Source organism: Dellaglioa kimchii (assembly GCF_046115505.1).
Classification (GTDB): domain Bacteria; phylum Bacillota; class Bacilli; order Lactobacillales; family Lactobacillaceae; genus Dellaglioa; species Dellaglioa kimchii.
In genome coordinates this window covers 793,399-810,608 of record NZ_CP170736.1, presented here as the reverse complement: position 1 = coordinate 810,608, position 17,210 = coordinate 793,399, and the positions used below count along the sequence as shown (strand labels likewise).

Annotated in this window: 17 protein-coding genes; 13 read left to right on the top strand and 4 right to left on the bottom strand. The window is 31.6% G+C overall.

The annotated features are described in order from the left end of the window. Positions 1-81: 81 nt before the first annotated feature. Both ACE83Q_RS04040 and ACE83Q_RS04035 read left to right on the top strand, forming a co-directional pair. The gene (locus ACE83Q_RS04040; protein ID WP_409022811.1) at positions 82-837 is read left to right on the top strand and encodes an ABC transporter ATP-binding protein; all 756 of its coding nucleotides are present in this window, start codon (positions 82-84) and stop codon (positions 835-837) included. Continuing rightward, positions 834-2,870 carry an ABC transporter permease gene (locus ACE83Q_RS04035; protein WP_409021474.1) on the top strand — a complete coding sequence of 679 codons (2,037 nt, stop codon included), beginning with the start codon at positions 834-836 and terminating at the stop codon, positions 2,868-2,870. The genes ACE83Q_RS04040 and ACE83Q_RS04035 overlap by 4 nt, the downstream gene beginning before the upstream one ends. A gap of 200 nt (positions 2,871-3,070) precedes the next feature. Here the strand turns inward: ACE83Q_RS04035 and ACE83Q_RS04030 are convergent, their stop codons facing one another. Next, a complete protein-coding gene (locus ACE83Q_RS04030) occupies positions 3,071-3,580 on the bottom strand; it encodes an antibiotic biosynthesis monooxygenase (RefSeq protein WP_409021473.1) in 510 nt (169 codons plus the stop codon). Between the two features lie 91 nt (positions 3,581-3,671). Here ACE83Q_RS04030 and ACE83Q_RS04025 point away from each other — a divergent pair, with 91 nt between their 5' ends. The 5 genes from ACE83Q_RS04025 to pepF all read left to right on the top strand — a co-directional run bounded on the left by ACE83Q_RS04025 (position 3,672) and on the right by pepF (position 9,136). After that, positions 3,672-4,409, top strand: a complete 738-nt coding sequence (locus ACE83Q_RS04025; protein WP_409021472.1) for an MBL fold metallo-hydrolase — start codon at positions 3,672-3,674, stop codon at positions 4,407-4,409. 406 nt (positions 4,410-4,815) lie between these two features. After that, the gene (gene spxA, locus ACE83Q_RS04020) at positions 4,816-5,214 is read left to right on the top strand and encodes a transcriptional regulator SpxA (RefSeq protein WP_409021471.1); all 399 of its coding nucleotides are present in this window, start codon (positions 4,816-4,818) and stop codon (positions 5,212-5,214) included. Between the two features lie 168 nt (positions 5,215-5,382). After that, positions 5,383-6,057: an adaptor protein MecA gene (locus tag ACE83Q_RS04015; protein ID WP_409021470.1), complete on the top strand. Its 675-nt coding sequence runs from the start codon at positions 5,383-5,385 to the stop codon at positions 6,055-6,057. Between the two features lie 67 nt (positions 6,058-6,124). Next, positions 6,125-7,267, top strand: a complete 1,143-nt coding sequence (locus ACE83Q_RS04010; protein WP_409021469.1) for a competence protein CoiA — start codon at positions 6,125-6,127, stop codon at positions 7,265-7,267. Positions 7,268-7,315: 48 nt separating this feature from the next. Next, positions 7,316-9,136 carry an oligoendopeptidase F gene (pepF, locus tag ACE83Q_RS04005; protein WP_409021468.1) on the top strand — a complete coding sequence of 607 codons (1,821 nt, stop codon included), beginning with the start codon at positions 7,316-7,318 and terminating at the stop codon, positions 9,134-9,136. Positions 9,137-9,179: 43 nt separating this feature from the next. Here the strand turns inward: pepF and ACE83Q_RS04000 are convergent, their stop codons facing one another. Then, complete coding sequence (locus ACE83Q_RS04000) at positions 9,180-9,797, bottom strand: DsbA family protein (RefSeq protein WP_409021467.1); 618 nt, start codon at positions 9,795-9,797, stop codon at positions 9,180-9,182. Positions 9,798-10,050: 253 nt separating this feature from the next. Between ACE83Q_RS04000 and ACE83Q_RS03995 the strand changes: the two genes are divergently transcribed. The 4 genes from ACE83Q_RS03995 to mgtE are packed head-to-tail and all read left to right on the top strand — an operon-like array spanning position 10,051 to position 13,791. Beyond that, positions 10,051-10,680: a GTP pyrophosphokinase family protein gene (locus tag ACE83Q_RS03995; RefSeq protein ID WP_409021466.1), complete on the top strand. Its 630-nt coding sequence runs from the start codon at positions 10,051-10,053 to the stop codon at positions 10,678-10,680. A 39-nt stretch (positions 10,681-10,719) separates the two neighbouring features. Then, complete coding sequence (locus tag ACE83Q_RS03990; RefSeq protein ID WP_409021465.1) at positions 10,720-11,523, top strand: NAD kinase; 804 nt, start codon at positions 10,720-10,722, stop codon at positions 11,521-11,523. Beyond that, positions 11,513-12,406, top strand: coding sequence for an RluA family pseudouridine synthase (locus tag ACE83Q_RS03985; RefSeq protein WP_409022810.1), 894 nt, complete (start codon positions 11,513-11,515; stop codon positions 12,404-12,406). The genes ACE83Q_RS03990 and ACE83Q_RS03985 overlap by 11 nt, the downstream gene beginning before the upstream one ends. A gap of 17 nt (positions 12,407-12,423) precedes the next feature. After that, positions 12,424-13,791, top strand: coding sequence for a magnesium transporter (gene mgtE / locus ACE83Q_RS03980; RefSeq protein WP_409022809.1), 1,368 nt, complete (start codon positions 12,424-12,426; stop codon positions 13,789-13,791). A gap of 64 nt (positions 13,792-13,855) precedes the next feature. Here the strand turns inward: mgtE and ACE83Q_RS03975 are convergent, their stop codons facing one another. Continuing rightward, positions 13,856-14,494: a copper homeostasis protein CutC gene (locus ACE83Q_RS03975; RefSeq protein ID WP_409021464.1), complete on the bottom strand. Its 639-nt coding sequence runs from the start codon at positions 14,492-14,494 to the stop codon at positions 13,856-13,858. Positions 14,495-14,506: 12 nt separating this feature from the next. Beyond that, positions 14,507-15,532 carry a lactonase family protein gene (locus ACE83Q_RS03970; protein WP_409021463.1) on the bottom strand — a complete coding sequence of 342 codons (1,026 nt, stop codon included), beginning with the start codon at positions 15,530-15,532 and terminating at the stop codon, positions 14,507-14,509. Between the two features lie 125 nt (positions 15,533-15,657). Between ACE83Q_RS03970 and ACE83Q_RS03965 the strand changes: the two genes are divergently transcribed. Together ACE83Q_RS03965 and ACE83Q_RS03960 are read left to right on the top strand one after the other, a co-directional pair. Next, on the top strand, positions 15,658-16,011 hold the full coding sequence (locus ACE83Q_RS03965; RefSeq protein WP_409021462.1) for a PTS glucitol/sorbitol transporter subunit IIA: 354 nt from the start codon (positions 15,658-15,660) through the stop codon (positions 16,009-16,011). A gap of 14 nt (positions 16,012-16,025) precedes the next feature. Further along, complete coding sequence (locus ACE83Q_RS03960) at positions 16,026-17,204, top strand: AI-2E family transporter (protein ID WP_409021461.1); 1,179 nt, start codon at positions 16,026-16,028, stop codon at positions 17,202-17,204. Positions 17,205-17,210: the final 6 nt, after the last annotated feature.

Sequence of the window (17,210 nt, the reverse complement as noted above, 5' to 3'; positions counted from 1 at the left end):
TTCAAATAGATAAAAAGCATAAATAAATATTGGCGTAATTATCCTATATATAGGATAATACTCGATAATAGGAGAATTGAAATTATGACATTTATTGAAGTAGATCACGTTAAAAAAATTTATGGAATGAAGTTTAATAGATCGACTGCAATTGATAATATTTCGTTTGTAATTGATTCAGGAGAATTTGTTGGTATTATGGGGCCGTCTGGTGCAGGAAAAACGACACTATTGAATATGATGTCAACAATTGATAAGCCAACTTTTGGACATGTTAGAATAGATAACCAGGATATAACACAATATAATGAAAAAAAATTATCTGAGTTTAGAAGACAACAGTTAGGGTTTATTTTTCAGGATTTTAATTTACTTAATTCGTTGACCATCAAGGAAAATATAATTTTGCCCTTGGCATTAGATAAAGTAAACGTAGAAATAATTGAGGCAAAACTTGCTAATATTGCTAATATTTTAAATTTAAATAATATTCTAAAGCATTTTCCAAATGAAATTTCAATTGGTCAACAGCAAAGGGTTGCAGTTGCTCGAGCTATTATAACGGCACCTAAAATGTTATTTGCAGATGAACCAACGGGAAGTCTAGATTCAAAAGCGGCTACGGAACTATTGAAGTATTTAACAGACGTGAATGAAAAGCAAAAGATGACGCTCATGATGGTAACTCATGATGCATTTACAGCTAGTTATTGTAAAAGAATTATTTTTATTAAAGATGGGAACATTTTTGCCGAAATTAGGCGGGATGGCTCTAGAAAAGAATTTTTTCAAAAAATAATTGATATGCAAGCAGCTATTGGTGGGGGAAGACAATGAAACCGCTAGTAAATATTGTTTTTAAAAGTATTTGGCGTAGTTTATGGGATTATTTAATCTATATTATTGCTAGTGCGATAGCAGTTACAGTTTATTTTTCATTTTTGTCAATGTCAATTAACAAAGAGTTAACGCAAAATGCGCGCGTAGAGTTACCAATTTCTGTTACTTTGCGTATTAGCAGTTTTTTAATTTTGATTTTTATTGCTTGTTTCATAATGTACACTAACCTTTTTGTGGCGAAACGGCGAGAAAAAGAAATTGCTGTTTATCATCTTCTTGGAGTGAAAAAAAATGAAATTGCAATAATGCTATTTATTGAAAATTTAATTTTAGGTAATATAGCTTTACTGATTGGTTTAGTGGTTGGAGCAATTTTTTCTAAATTATTTGCCATGATTTTATTGAGGGCTATGTTTATTGTGGCAGATACCAATATTATTATATCTTGGCATAGTTTAATTAGTACAATAGTTATCTTTAATGTCATCTTTTTAATAATGTCAACTGTTAATGCAAGTGTTATCTATCGTAAACAATTAGTTTCATTGTTTAAAAATAGTGATAATACCAGTGTCGAAAAATTTGGACCATTTAAACGATTCATGGCTTTGATTAGTATCTTTTTTATTATTGTACCTTTATTCATGGCAGTGAATTTTGAAAATTTGGGACCAATTTTTAATATTTGGTTACGTAAAAATGATTATTTTTTAGCATTATTAATTATTGCAATTATGATTATCTTAGGGACTCTTTTGATTTTTAATTATTTGGTGCCGATACTGATAAGTATGCTACAAAAATGGCGACATTTCATGTATCGGGGTGGTAGACTACTTGCTTTTTCTAATTTAAAAGTTAGTTTAAGACAAAATAAAGTCATCTTAAGTTTGATGACTTTATTAATAATGTTCTCTTTATCTGTATTTATTGGCGTGGCAACGTTGTATTCATATTCTCAAAAAACAATTAATCAAGTGGCTCCAGCTCATTTTATAACGGATGATTATCATTTAAAGACTGTAAAAAAAGTATTAAAACAAAACAATTTAATAGTGAAACAGCAAGTAAGTGGACATCTTAAAATTGTACCAATGAAAACAAGTGTTCAATTAAAAGCAAACAATCAAAGTGAAACCAAAGTTGTTCCAATTACGATAATGTCAGAAACAGATTATAATAATGCTCGTAAAATTCAAGATGATTTAGAACCAATTAAGATTAAATCGAATGAGACAGTTATGATTTTACATAAGTTAGCAAGATATCAAATTAATGATGATAACCAGCTCATTCAATTCAAGCAAAAATCAATGAACCAATTAAAAATAAAAACATACTTAAGTACGTTTCCGTATGGAGAAATACATTACATTCAAAATTTGTTAATTGTTAAAGATAGTGTTTATAAACATATTGATAGCAACACAAAATATGGACTAACAGCTATTAATATTAAAAATTATCAGGAATTTGCACAATCTAAAAATGATTTTGGGCATAAATTAGATAATCAATCTAAAGAACAGACCTACTTGCAGCAGACAGGGACAACATTATCGAATGTCCGTTATAAATTTTCTAATCAAATCAAGTCACACTACCATTATCGAAATTTAGGTGTGAGAAATCAAGTTGAAAAAAATGTTAATGAATTAGATGGCTTTTATATTTATATAGCATGTTTTATTAGTATTATCTTGGTATTAGCAACTTGTAGTATCTTAATGTTACAACAAATGATAGATCTTAGACAAAATCAAAAAACTTATTCACTAATGCAAAGTTTAGGTGTAACCAAAAAAGAGATTAAGCGAATTATTTATCAGCAAACAGCCAGTTTATTTTTAATTCCGATTATTTTAGGATCGATAGAAGCAGTTTTCACTTTTAATATTTATGTCGCATTATTTGATCAACCTAACCTAAATGTTCTCATTTTCTTCTGGGGGACCTTCTATGTGATGTATTTAGGCTTATTTTTAATTACCGTGAGAGTGTTGAATCGGATAATAAATAACAGAGTTTAAGACTAATTAAATTATTTATGTCCTAAAAGTTTTCCAACTTTTAGGACATTTTTTTGGTTAAAAAATTGAATAGTTTGGGTTACTATAATTTATTTTGAGGGAGTAACTATTGAAAAAAATAGCTAATTGATGACTTGATTGAGTCATCAATTAGCTATGAATATATTTTGGGAAATACGGGTTATTTTTAACTAAAATGATTAATCTTTTATATTAATCATTTCATTAACAGAATATACTGCGTCTATGGGAGTAATTTGAAACTCACTTTCATAGTATTTTAACTGTTTATAATTTGATGTTTTACGCCAATTAATAAAATCAGATTGTTGCTTCCAAATTGTTAAAAAAACATAATTATAACCCTTAGATAAAGACTGTAATGTGTAAAAAGAAATGATACCAGTAGGTTTTGTTTGTTCATTAATAAAAGTTTGTACTTGAGCTAAGTAAACTTTACTTTCTTCATCGCTCAAAGTAATATATTTAAAATGATAAAAACCTTGCCATGAATCCATGCCTACATGATATCGAACACGAAAGTCTAATCCAGAGTAGAAAATAGAATTATCATCTGATGTGTCTAATAAATAAGAATTATTGTACTTATTAATTGGATTAAGTAGAATAAATGATCGGGATGGATTATTTCGAATAATAGACTTTAAAAAATATTCAGCGCCTAATGCTGTGTTTATATGATTTAACAAAGATACATCTCCCATTTACTTTAATTCATTATTAAGTATAGACCAAAAAAAGGTATAATAGAGTCAAAAGTAACAGGAAGGACAATTAAAAATGAAGTTGACAATTTTAGGATTCTATGGTGGTTATCCAGCACATACAGTCGGAACTAGTTCATATTTAATTCAAAGTAATGGCTTTAATTTATTGTTGGACTGTGGAAGTGGTGCAATGCTTAGTTTAGAACATAAACTAGATCCGTTGAAGCTAGATGCAGTCGTTTTATCACATTATCATCAGGATCATATCGCAGATATAGGTGTTTTACAGTATAATTGGCAGATTAACGATGATCAAGTGAAACAACCACTTTCTATTTATGGGCCGTCTATTGATCAAGAAGCATTTGCAAAATTAACTTGGGCGAATGCGACGATTGGAATTGGATATAAAAATAAGGAAGTTATAGACATTGGGCCTTTTACTTTTGAATTTTTAGAAACAATTCATCCAGTGCCTACGTATGCTATGAGAATAACGGAACGGGCAACTGGGAAGGTCTTTGTTTTTACAGCTGATACGGCTTATGACGAAAAATTAAATGCAATTAGTCAAAATGCAGATATATTAATGACTGATACAAATTTTTTTGATGATAAAATTGGCGAAAAATGGCATATGACATCTACGGAGTCTGGAAAATTTGCTCGTCTAAATAATGCTAAAAGATTAATTTTAACGCATTTACCAGCAAATGGTTCACACGAATTATTAAAAGAACAAGCTAAATTATCAGCTGGTAGTAATATCGATATAATACTCGCAAAAAAATATTTAGAACTAACTTTGTAATCGGATACATATTGTTAAATTTTTTTAACAATATGTATCTTATTTTTTTAAAATAAAATAATTATAAGATTGCTGTAAATAAACGATTAAGTACGAATTACGTACTTTTAGTAAGTGTATATTAAAAGAAAAATACATTAAATAATTTGGATAACGAATCATCTTCCGTTTAATAAATAATAATAACTATAAAATAAATGTAATAACACGCCTAGAAAATAAAAAACAATATCGAAAAACGTGTCATTTATTATCATATTTAATGAACGTAAAATGGATAAATGTATCATTAGAAAGAATATTAATTAGTAAATTTTTTTAATAAAACGGTAGTAATTTGTTTGATAATAAGTTACAATTGTTTTATAGGAATTGATAAATTTTTTATTAAAAGGAGAGAGCGCATATGGTAACTTTATATACTTCACCAAGTTGTACATCTTGTCGAAAAGCACGTGCATGGCTTAAGGAAAATAATATTCCATTCCAAGAACGCAACATTTTTTCTGAGCCTCTCAATATTGATGAAATTAAAACAATTTTGCAAATGACTGAAAATGGAACAGAAGAAGTTATTTCTAAACGCTCAAAAGTTTATCAGGAACTAGATATGGACTTAGACGATTTACCACTTCAAGAATTATTCTCATTAATTCAAGAGAATCCTGGGTTATTACGTCGTCCTATTATTCTAGATGAAAAACGATTACAGGTTGGATATAACGAAGACGAAATTCGTCGCTTCTTACCAAGAGACGTACGTGCTTTAGAATTACAAAAGGCACAATTACTTGCTGGATTTTAATTAATTTTTAAAATTAAATAATATTGAAACATTAGTTTTTAATAAGGTAACATGGTAAAATTCAGGGAGACACGTTCCTGAATTTTTTTATTTAGTTTAAACTACTTTACAAATAATAAATTTTAGATAGAATTAAGGTCAAGTTATCAGAAAGCTGGGTGATTAGTAATGAAAATGGAAAAAATAAATGAAAATACAATTCGTGTTTTAGTTGAAGATGAAGATTTATCTAAAAGAGGTATCACTGTTTTAGATTTATTAGGTAATAGAACTCAAATTGAAGATTTCTTTTATAGTATTTTACGCGAAGTAGACACGGAACATGAATTTGAAAATAATGAAGCAGTTACCTTCCAGGTATTACCTAATCGAGATGGCTTGGAGTTATTTATTAGTCGTGGGAAGCCAGATGAGACGCAAAATCCGAAAGAAATAAATATTTCTGATTTATCTGAGAATGATGATTTAGGAAGCTTTATAAAAGATAGATTAGCTGAGCTTGAAGATACTGACAATGAATCACAAGATACTGTTGGATCAGGGTATAAAAAATCTGCTCAAACAAGAATGTTTGAATTTGAGGACTTCGAAGATTTTATTCAATTAGCTAAAATTTTTAGACCAACCAATACACAAAGTAATTTATTTAAAGTCCAAAATAAATATTTTTTAGAACTAATTTTTGATAAAGATAATACAACGAAAGAAACAATCGAAAATGATATAGCTGTCGCGTTAGAGTATGCACAGGTTGTTTCATCGACAGGACCATTTATGGAAGAACGTGGGAAAAAGATTATGTCATCTGACGCACTCTCCGAAGCGAGAAGATACTTTAAATAAACAAACTAATCGAAAAAGGTTAGTTTGTTTTTTTTGCGTATTTAAATTGTAGTAAGGGGTAATTTGAATGATATTTGCAAAACAAGAACATATAGATGAGTTGGTATGCGCTATAAATTTTAAGCAAAACAACAAATATTTTTGCCCTGGTTGCGGAGAGCGTGTTGTTTTTAAAGAAGGTCCGCAAAAGCAAGCTCATTTTGCTCATTTTAAAAAGTCATGTCATTTTTTTTCAGAAGGTGAAACGAAAAAACATGTCACTGGGAAAAATTTAATCAAAATGTGGGCAGAAAAAAGACATAAAAGAGCAGATATTGAGCAATATTTACCTAAATTAAAACAACGACCGGATGTTTTAATAAATTTAAAAAATAGTCAGTTAGTCGTAGAATACCAATGCAGTCCGTTGACACTTAAAGATTTCAACAAAAGGACTGACGGATATAAACAAAATGGGTATCGTATTTTTTGGATTCTAGGGATGAAACATCGTTTGAATAAAAAATTAACACAACAACAAGCAATGTTTATAAATTTCCACAAAAATATTGGCTATTTTTTAGTATTTATCGATACTGAGCGACAATGTTTAATTTTAAATTATGAATTATGCTTTGAAAATTTATATGGTATTCGTTATTGTACAAGAATATTCAATGATGCCTCAGATTTAATGAAATTTATTAAATATAATTGTAGGAACAAAACTTTGAATTTGTCACAAGCGGACTTGTTTCGTCAATTAACTAAGTTAGAGAAAAATTGTTATTATTTGAATCATTATTTAAAGCAGCAAATTGATTTTTGTTATATGCAGCGATATTATTTTATGGGATTCCCAATATGTTGTTTGAGTCAGACACGTCTCCCACCAATTTATCGACATGAAGATATCTTTTGGAGAATTCGCGTTATTTTAGATTTGCAAAAATATTCTACAGATGTTATTACTAAAAAAGAACTTGAAATATTATTTGCACTGCAACAAAAAAGTACAGAAACTTTTTTTGTAATGCCACTTGTTGGTCATTTAGCAATTAAACAAGCAAATAATGCATATATTAATAGTTTAGTTAAAAATCATATTTTAATACCAATTAAAGAATCCGAAAATTATCGAATTGACGATTACATTGTATGGACCAACGATATATCGTTAAAAAAGGAAAATTTACAGTTGTGCCATACATTTATTTCAAATTTTGATTGAAAATATGTTATCTTATAGGAGTAAATAAACGATATTCGGAGGCATTTTATGACAGTAGCTAAGCAATTACCAAAACGTGAAGAGGTACCAGAAAATTTAACGTGGGATGTAGAAAAAATATATGGTTCCGATTCATTATTTGAAGAAGATTACAAAAAAATTGAAGAATCTGTAGTAACTATTGCTAATTTTAAAGGGACGTTGAGTCAAGATAGTACAACAATGTTACGTGGATTAGAAGCTATTTTGGCGCTTGAACGGATGTTTGAAAAAGTATACGTGTATGCGAATTTAAAAAACGATCAAGATACAGAAAATTCAACTTATCAAGCTTTAAATGCTAGGGCTGGTGCCTTGGCAGCTAAGGTATCAGCTGCTATTTCCTGGTTTGAACCCGAAATTATTGCGATACCAGAGGATACTTTAAAGCAATTTATGTCTGATAATCCTGATTTAAAAGGCTATCGTCATTTTTTTGATAGTTTATTATTGGAGAAGGATCATGTCCTTTCGCATGCTGAAGAAACGCTCTTAGCTGGAGCAGGGGATATATTTAGCGCCTCTTCTAAAACATTTGAAATACTGAATAATGCTGATTTGAAATTTCCAGTTGTTCAAGACGAACAGGGGAATGATGTTCAATTATCACAAGGTATTTATGGGGTCCTTCTAGAATCAACTTCTAGAGATGTCAGAGAACAGGCTTTTAAGAAATTATATGAAGTCTATGGACAATTCCAAAACACATTGGCTTCAACACTTTCAAGCCATGTTAAAGTTCATAATTATAGTGCGCAAGTTCGACGGTATAAAAGTGCCAGAGATGCTTCATTATCAAATAATCAGATTCCTGAAATTGTCTATAATACACTAATTGATCAGGTAAATAAGAATTTACCGTTGTTACACCGTTATGTTGCATTACGTAAGAAAATTTTAAAAGTTGAAAAATTACATTCATACGATTTATATACACCAATAACAGGCGAACCCGCACTAAGCTATACCTATGATGAAGCGAAAAGCGAGGCATTAAAAGCCTTAGACAAAATGGGGCCTGATTATTTAAGTCATGTTCAAGAAGCATTTGATAATCGTTGGATTGATGTTGTTGAAAATCAAGGTAAAAGAAGTGGTGCCTATTCATCGGGTATGTATGATACAGCACCATATATGTTATTAAACTGGCAAAATAATGTGAATAATTTTTATACATTGGTACATGAAATGGGACATAGTATTCATAGTTACTATACACATCATAATCAGCCTTATTTGTATGGTGATTATCCAATCTTTTTAGCAGAAATAGCGTCAACAACTAATGAAAATACGTTAACACATTATTTGTTAGAGACTCAAACAGATCCTAAGGTTAGGGCATTTTTACTTAATTACTATTTGGACGGGTTTAAAGGAACTATCTTCCGTCAAACGCAATTTGCAGAATTTGAACATTGGATTCATGAGGAAGACGCGGTAGGAAATCCACTAACTGCTGATAAACTATCTAAATATTATGCTGATTTAAATCAAAAGTATTATGGCGAGAGTTTAGAGCGTGATCCAGAAATTGCAATGGAATGGTCAAGAATTCCGCATTTTTATTATAATTATTATGTCTATCAATATGCAACTGGTTTTGCTGCTGCGACCACTTTATCTGAGGGAATCACTAGTGGAAAACCTGATGCATTAGAAAACTATTTGAATTATTTGAAAGCTGGGAGTTCAGATTTTCCAGTTGATGTCATGAAAAAAGCAGGTGTAGATATGACTAAATCGGCCTATCTATTTAACGCATTTACTGTATTTGAAGCAAGATTGAATGAATTAGAGGCATTATTACCTCAAATCTTGGAGAAATAAAAAATACGCAACTTAGTTAAAAAACTAAGTTGCGTATTTTTTTTTATAAAACGTATAGTTGATTTTGTGGGTTAATCGTTTGATGTAAGCCATTTTGGATATTAAAATCACCAGCACAAACTTTCGAAATATCTACTAAATCAGCATCTGGGAAGGATACACCACAGTCTAAGCCATCAATATTATTAATGACAATTGTGGGATGCATTGTAACGTTCATATCATTAGCAATTTTTTGATCATTTTTAAATGAATTTTTTGCTAAAACAGAACGTCTATCTTCAGAAAACATTTTCCAATTTAGGTTAACTTCTTTAGCAACCTGTTGAATGAGTTCTTCTGAGTAGCAAGTACTATCTTGAACTAAATATTCTTGAATTGCCATTAAGAAAGCACGTCCGCGTTTTTTTCCTTGAAAAAGTGCTGCTTTATAATCCAAAGCAGCTTGGTAAATTGACTCAGATAGCTCATTTCGGAGAGTTAAGTTACGTGTATCAAGATTTTTTTCAATCATGACATCATTTACTGTTTGGATATTTAACATGGGTACAAATTGGAATGAGATTTTTTTGGGAGATAGACGAATAAAGTCTAAAACCTTTTGTTCAGATTTGAAGCATTTTGTACCTAAGGGGTTAACAAATAAATAAATTTCTAGCAAGAGTACTCCTCCAATTATAGTGATTAGATTTAAAATCGTGTGGGGTTTGATTTCATTTCCGTTTTAATAACTATTACTACTTTACCAAATTTTTTTCTTTTTACAATTATAAACACTTAATTTAATAACAGATATGATTAAAATCACTAATTTTTTGAAAGATTTGATCACATTGTGAGGTTAATTCAGAACTGAATCACTAATTTATGCTAAAATGAAATGAGTAAATTGATTAATAGAATAGAGTGATAAAATGGTAGAAGATTGGAAATATTTCTTTAGACCTTATGAACAGGCCGTTTCAGAAATGAAAATAAAAATGCGCGGACTAAGAAAGCAGTTCACAGGTATTGGTCAACATTCGCCAATTGAATTTGTGACAAGTCGGGTTAAAACAGTTGATAGTATTTTAGAAAAAATCGAACGACGTCAAATTTCTGAAGAACGTTTGGAAACTGACATGCAAGATATTGCGGGTATTCGAATTATGTGCCAATTTGTTGATGATATTTATCAGGTTGTTGACTTATTACGCTCTCGAAATGATATGACTGTTGTAGAAGAACGTGACTATATTACTAATAAAAAAGCAAGCGGTTATCGCTCATATCATATTGTACTTAAGTACCCAGTTCAGATGATAAATGGGGAAAAAAATGTACTTGTTGAAATTCAAATTCGCACGTTGGCAATGAATTTTTGGGCAACAATTGAGCACTCTTTAAATTATAAATATCAGGGAGAATTCCCTAGCCAATTAAATGCACGACTTGAGCGAGCAGCAGAGGCAGCATTTAAATTAGATACTGAAATGTCCGAAATTAGAGAAGAGATTCAAGAAGCGCAGCATTTATTTTATGGTAAGGGTTTAAACAAAAAATAATCATTAGGCATCATGGGCGTTAGGAAAAGAGGGTTACGAATGAAAGTTGCTATTTTTGAAAATGATGGGGAAAAATCGCAAAAAGTTGGTAAAGAGCTGTATCAAAAACTAACTGATGCACATATCGTAATTGATAATAGTCATCCTGAAATTGTTATTACGGTTGGTGGAGATGGAACTTTGCTTTCTGCTTTCAAACATTATCAAGATAACCTTGAAAATATTAGATTTGTTGGCGTACATACAGGACATTTAGGTTTTTATACAGATTGGCGAGATGATGAAATTTCAGATTTAGTTACTAGTCTCCAATCAGATAATAAACAATCGATTAATTATCCATTATTAGACGTTAAAGTTGATTATTTTGATGCAGAATCAGAAAAATTTCTTGCATTAAACGAATCGACATTAAAAAGAATTAACAATACAATGGTAACGGACGTTTATATTGGTGATCAGTTATTTGAAAAGTTTCGTGGAGATGGCTTGTGCATTTCTACGCCTACTGGATCTACTGCCTATAATAAATCGGTTGGTGGGGCAGTTATCCATCCTGAACTCGAGTCATTACAAATGGCAGAAATTGCGTCTATTAACAATCGCGTGTTTAGGACGCTAAGTTCACCAGTTATTGTAGCTTCAAATGATTGGATTACACTTAAACCAACACAAAGCAGCGATTTTGTTTTTAGTATAGACCAAGAAATTTATCATAATCGACAAATTAAGGCAATTAAATATAAAATAGCGAAGGAACACATTTGTTTTGCCAAATATCGACATAATAATTTTTGGAAACGCGTAAATGAGGCATTTATTGGTAGTGATTATGCAGATTGATTGGCAGTATACAGGGATGTCTCCTCAAAGAGTGAAGACTTTTCTGAAAAATGAAGGTGTCTCTAGGCGATTACTTGCAACGCTTAAGTATCGTGGTGGTAAACTATTAGTTAACGATAACGAGCAGTGGGCAATTGACTTCATTCAAACAAATGATAAAGTGAGCATTGTTCTACCAGCTGAGAAAAATAAAAATGAATTAAAAAAATCGTTTGTACCAATCGATATCATTTTTGAAGATCGCGATTTTTTAATTATTAATAAACCAGCACATGTAGCCTCAATTCCTTCATTTTTACATCCGGAAGATACCTTGATTAATCGTGTTGCAGGTTATTATCAAAATCGACATTTAAATGATTTTATTCCACATATTGCGACGCGACTTGATCGTGATACAAGTGGATTGGTATTATTTGCTAAACATCGATTTGCTCACGCCTTGTTGGATCAACAGTTACAAAATCATCAAATTAAAAAGTACTATATAGCACTTGTTGAAGGACAATTAAAAAATGAGCATGGAACGATTGATGGACCCATTCAACGTGATCCAGAATCATTTATTAAACGACAGGTCGGTTATGCGGACACCAGTCAAAAAGCTTTAACTGAATATTGGTTAGAGAAATCTATAAAAGGTAGCAGTCAATATAAAATCCAATTACATACGGGAAGAACACATCAAATTCGTGTTCATTTTGCATCCACAGGTCACCCTCTAGTTGGTGATACGTTGTATGGCGGGCATATAACTATGCCTATACAGAGACAAGCGCTACACTGTAGTGAAATTGAATTCTATCAACCATTTACGCATAAAATGATAAGTGTTCAAAGTTCTCTTCCATTAGATATGCAAAAATTTGTAAATAAAAAATAAACGAGGTATTCATCATGGTGGATACAGAAAAATATAACCAAATAAAAACTGAAGAAATTATTGATTCGCTTGAAAAAAATCAACAATATAATTTTCACAATGAATTTACAGATCTGCATGTTTATGAGCAAGCTGAGATTTTCACCATGCTTAATAAAGGGCAACGACAAAAAGTTTATCAGTACCTGACACCGAAGGAATTGAGTGACACATTTGATGCCGCCGAAGATGATCCAGAAGATGTTGTTAAATATTTTGATGAAATGTCTTTAAAGTATGTAGCTGAGTTATTAGATAACATGTACACCGATAATGAGGTTGACCTGTTGGGACAACTGGATCAGCATAAATTAGCAAGATATTTAGGCCTAATGGATAAAGATAAGGCCAATGAAATAAAAAGTCTGCTGCATTATGAAGATAAGACAGCTGGTGCTATTATGTCAACTGATTTTGCCTCAATAGCCTCAGATCAAACAGTGAGTTCAGCAATGCGTACCTTAAGAGAAGAAGCAAGTGATGCAGAAACAATTTACTATGATTATGTTATTAATAATGATCAACGTTTGATGGGGATTGTAACATTACGTAATTTATTGATGAGTAATGAAAAGGCGTTAATTGGAGATATCATGACGACACCAGTTATGTCTGTTAAAGCCGATGACGATCAAGCAGATGTTGCTAAGATGATTCGGGATTATAACTTTTTAGCAATGCCAGTTACAAATTACGATGAACAATTAATTGGTGTGATTACTGTTGATGATATTATTGATGTTATTGATGAAGAATCGGCTGAAGATTATTCTGGTTTAGCCGGTGTTGATACAGAAGAACAAACAGAAAACCCATTTAAAGCAGCTTCAAAACGATTACCTTGGTTGATAACGTTATTATTTTTAGGTATGTCAACGGCAAGCCTAGTTAGTCATTTTGAAGGGTTATTGAGTGAAGCAAGTATTTTAGCTGTCTTCATTTCATTGATTACAGGAACGGCTGGTAATGCTGGAACACAAAGTTTAGCTGTTGCTGTTAGACGTCTAGCCGTAAAAGATGATAATGAACAAAGTGTGCTTAGACTGATTATAAGTGAAGTTTTCACCGGTTTAGTAATTGGGGTTGTAACGGGTATTTCCGTCACTTTGATTGTTGGACTCTGGAAAGGTAACTTTGTTCTTGGGATGGTGATAGGACTTGCGATGATGTGCGCTATTACGGTGGCAAATTTAGCGGGTAGTTTTATACCAATTTTAATGGATAAAATTGGTGTTGACCCGGCAGTTGCATCGGGTCCATTTATTTCAACGTTGAGTGATTTAACTTCTGTTTTAATTTATTTTAGTATTGCACAAGTATTCTTAAAATTTTTTATTGCGACTTAAAGAAAAACTTAAAAAGGTTCCAACAACTTCAGATTACATGAAGTGTTGGAACCTTTTTAAGTAGCTATTTTAAAATTATTTTTGTGCCATGAAGCTCTTTGACGTTTAATTCAGCAGCAATTGTATCAACATTATCAAGTGTAATACCGCCACCTGGAACAATTTTAATGAGACCGTTTGACCAGTCAATGATTTCTTTAAGGTGGGGTAATGTTTCCTCGATTGGCTTATCAAGTGAGCCACCATGTGTTAAAACACGATCGATATCATGTTCTGCTAACCAAGATAACGCATCGAGTTGTACATTATTAGGAATTTCATCGAAAGCCATATGGAAAGTGATTTGCATGCCACCACTTGCTGCAATTAAAAACTCCATTGCCTCTATATCTAATTTATTATCCGTATCTAAAGCGCCAAAGACGACGCCATCTACACCAAGTTGTTGAGCCTGAAATAAATCAGCCTCCATAATTTTTAATTCGGTATCATTATAAACAAAATTTCCGCCACGGGGACGAATCATTGCCATTACAGGGACCTCATTGTCTTGTGCATAACGCATTGTTTCAGACATAACACCTTTACTGACAGTTGTACCACCGACAGCAAGATTATCGCAAAGTTCAAAACGATTAGCACCAGCGGCAAATTGTTTTGGGATATCAGTAAAATTTTCAACTGCAACTTCTTTAATTAACAAATTTAATTTCTCCTAATTTTCAAAATAAACGCAAACGGATTCTGGAACGGCAATATCTTTTTGAAGTAAAGTTAATTTACCAGAGGTTGAATCACGTTCGAATAAGGTAGCATTATCAGTATTTTGGTTAGCAACAATCAAAAATTGTTCTGTTTTATTTAAACTGAAATCACGAGGAAAGTCACCTTCAGTTGAAATAAGTTGAATAAGTGCCATTGTGCCATCAATAGCAAGGGAATAACAAGCAATTGAGTTGTTTCCACGATTTGAGACATATAAAAAGCGGCTATCTTTAGAAATGCGAATAGCAGCAATTCCGTTATGAGCATCCCAATCAGATGGAATTGATGAAAGTGTTTGAATCTCTTTAAATGAACCATCTGTTTGATTGTAGCTAAGTAACGAAACTTCACTTGAAAGCTCTCCGGCTAAGTATGCTAATTTTCCATTTTTATGGAAAACAATATGACGAGAACCGAACCCAGGCTCTGAACGATACTCAGCAATTTGTTTAATAGCACCATTATCTGACACATCAAAAGTTAACACTTGATCAGTTCCAAGGTCACAAACAACCAATCTATTATCTGGCGTTAAATCAGTGAAATGAATATGAGAGCTTGTTTGTTCTGGTTTTGGACCATGACCTTCATTTGCAACCTCATTAATGAGAGATAATGAGCCATCAGTTTGAATTTTTGAAATAGAAATAAGACCCTTATGGTAGTTTGAACTGTAGACTAATTGACGGTTATTATCAACAGCAACGTAAGCAGGCGGAGCGCCTTCAGCTGAAACGTCATTTAAAAATTGGGGATTTTCTGATGCAAGGGTAAAGGCTGATATACCACCTAAATCTGACCTCTTTGAAACGGTATATAAGATACCTTTGTCCGATTTCGTGAGATAAGTTGGATTTTCAACCTTTATATAAGGTGTAGCGTTAGAAACTTTTTTTTCAATTGTATCAAGTTGAGCTCGTTGGATACCAGTACTTGTCTTTTTTGTATATGTACCAAACAAAATAGTCTCTTTCATAGTTACAAATACCTCCTCATGATATTGTCAATATTATATCATATATTTTTGTAAACGTTATTATTTATACTGAGGACTATGCTATAATTATAGGTAACTATAAAGGATAAGGGAGACGATAAAGTATGATTACTGCAAGAATTGAAGAAATTGGAAAAGATGCCATCTCAAAAAAGGAACCTATTGTTATCCTTTTCAATCAGAGTGCAACGGATGATTTAAGACAAGTTTCTGTCATTCAATCATTTGAAGATGATAAAAAAATTATTTCGCCAAAAACAGGTGATGAAATGATTATTAATGAACAAACTTATAAAATTGATTTCGCTGGAGAGTTAGTTTCAAGTAATTTTGAGTCGGTTGGGCACGCTACCTTGTTCTTTATGGAAGTTCCAGAACATCCACAACCAAATGGTATTTATTTAACACCGCATGTATTGCCAACTTTTAAAGTCGGTAATACAATCACGTATAAGTAAAGGAGTAGATTAAAATGCTCCCAAATGAAAACTCGACTTCACAACGATCATGGTTTTGGAAATGGGTTGTTAATAATAAAACAGTTAGCATTTTATCAATTGTTTTGTTAAGTTTGCTAATTATTTTTATGTTAGCACAAGTGGGCTGGTTTTTCGCACCAATTGGAGAGTTACTAAGCATTATTGGCTTCCCAATTGTCTTAGCTGGCGTGCTGTATTATTTAATATCCCCATTGATAGATTTTTGTGAAACGCGCTTTAAATTAAATCGAAGTTTGGTTATTACAGTTGTGTTTATAGTGATTTCTGGGTTTTTAGTGTGGGGAATCGTCGTTTTGATTCCTGCTGTACAAACACAAACAATTAGTATTATTAAAAATTGGCCGACGTATTGGTCAAATATTACACATCAAACGAATGATTTTATGTCGTCGTCTTTATTTGATACTATTAAAACTTCAATTGAAAAAATAAATACGGATATTGTTGGAACAGTATCCAAAAAAGCGAGCTCAGTTATTGGATCAACAGTTGATTCTTTAGGTAGCGTTGTTGGTACTGTAACGACGTTTATCATTGGATTAGTAACAGCACCCTTTATCTTATTTTATTTATTAAAAGATGGGCATGATTTACCTGAGTATTTATCAAATTTTTTCCCAGTTAGATATCGTAAATCAATCATTGAATTATTAGATGAAATTAATTTACAAGTCAGTCAATATATTCGAGGTCAATTAACGGTAGCATTCTTTGTGGCCATATTATTTGTTATTGGTTTTTCAGTAGTTGGTCTTAAGTTTGCTTTAACGTTAGGGATTTTGGCAGGCTTTTTAAATTTAATTCCTTATTTAGGTTCTTTTCTAGCGATGATTCCTGCACTAGTAATTGCTGCTTTTGTGTCACCAATCATGTTGATAAAGGTTATTGTTGTTTTTATTGTTGAACAAACAATTGAAGCAAGATTGATTTCTCCATTGATTCTTGGAAGTAGTTTAGCAATCCATCCTGTTACAATTTTAATTGTTTTATTAGGTTCGGGACGGGTTTTTGGATTAATTGGTGTTATTTTTGGAATCCCTGGATATGCGATTCTAAAAGTTATTGTGACGCGGATTTTTGTATGGTATAAAAAGGATTCTGGTTTGTACGTCGAATCAGAGGAAACAAATAAAGATAATCAAAAAAGTTAGACAAAT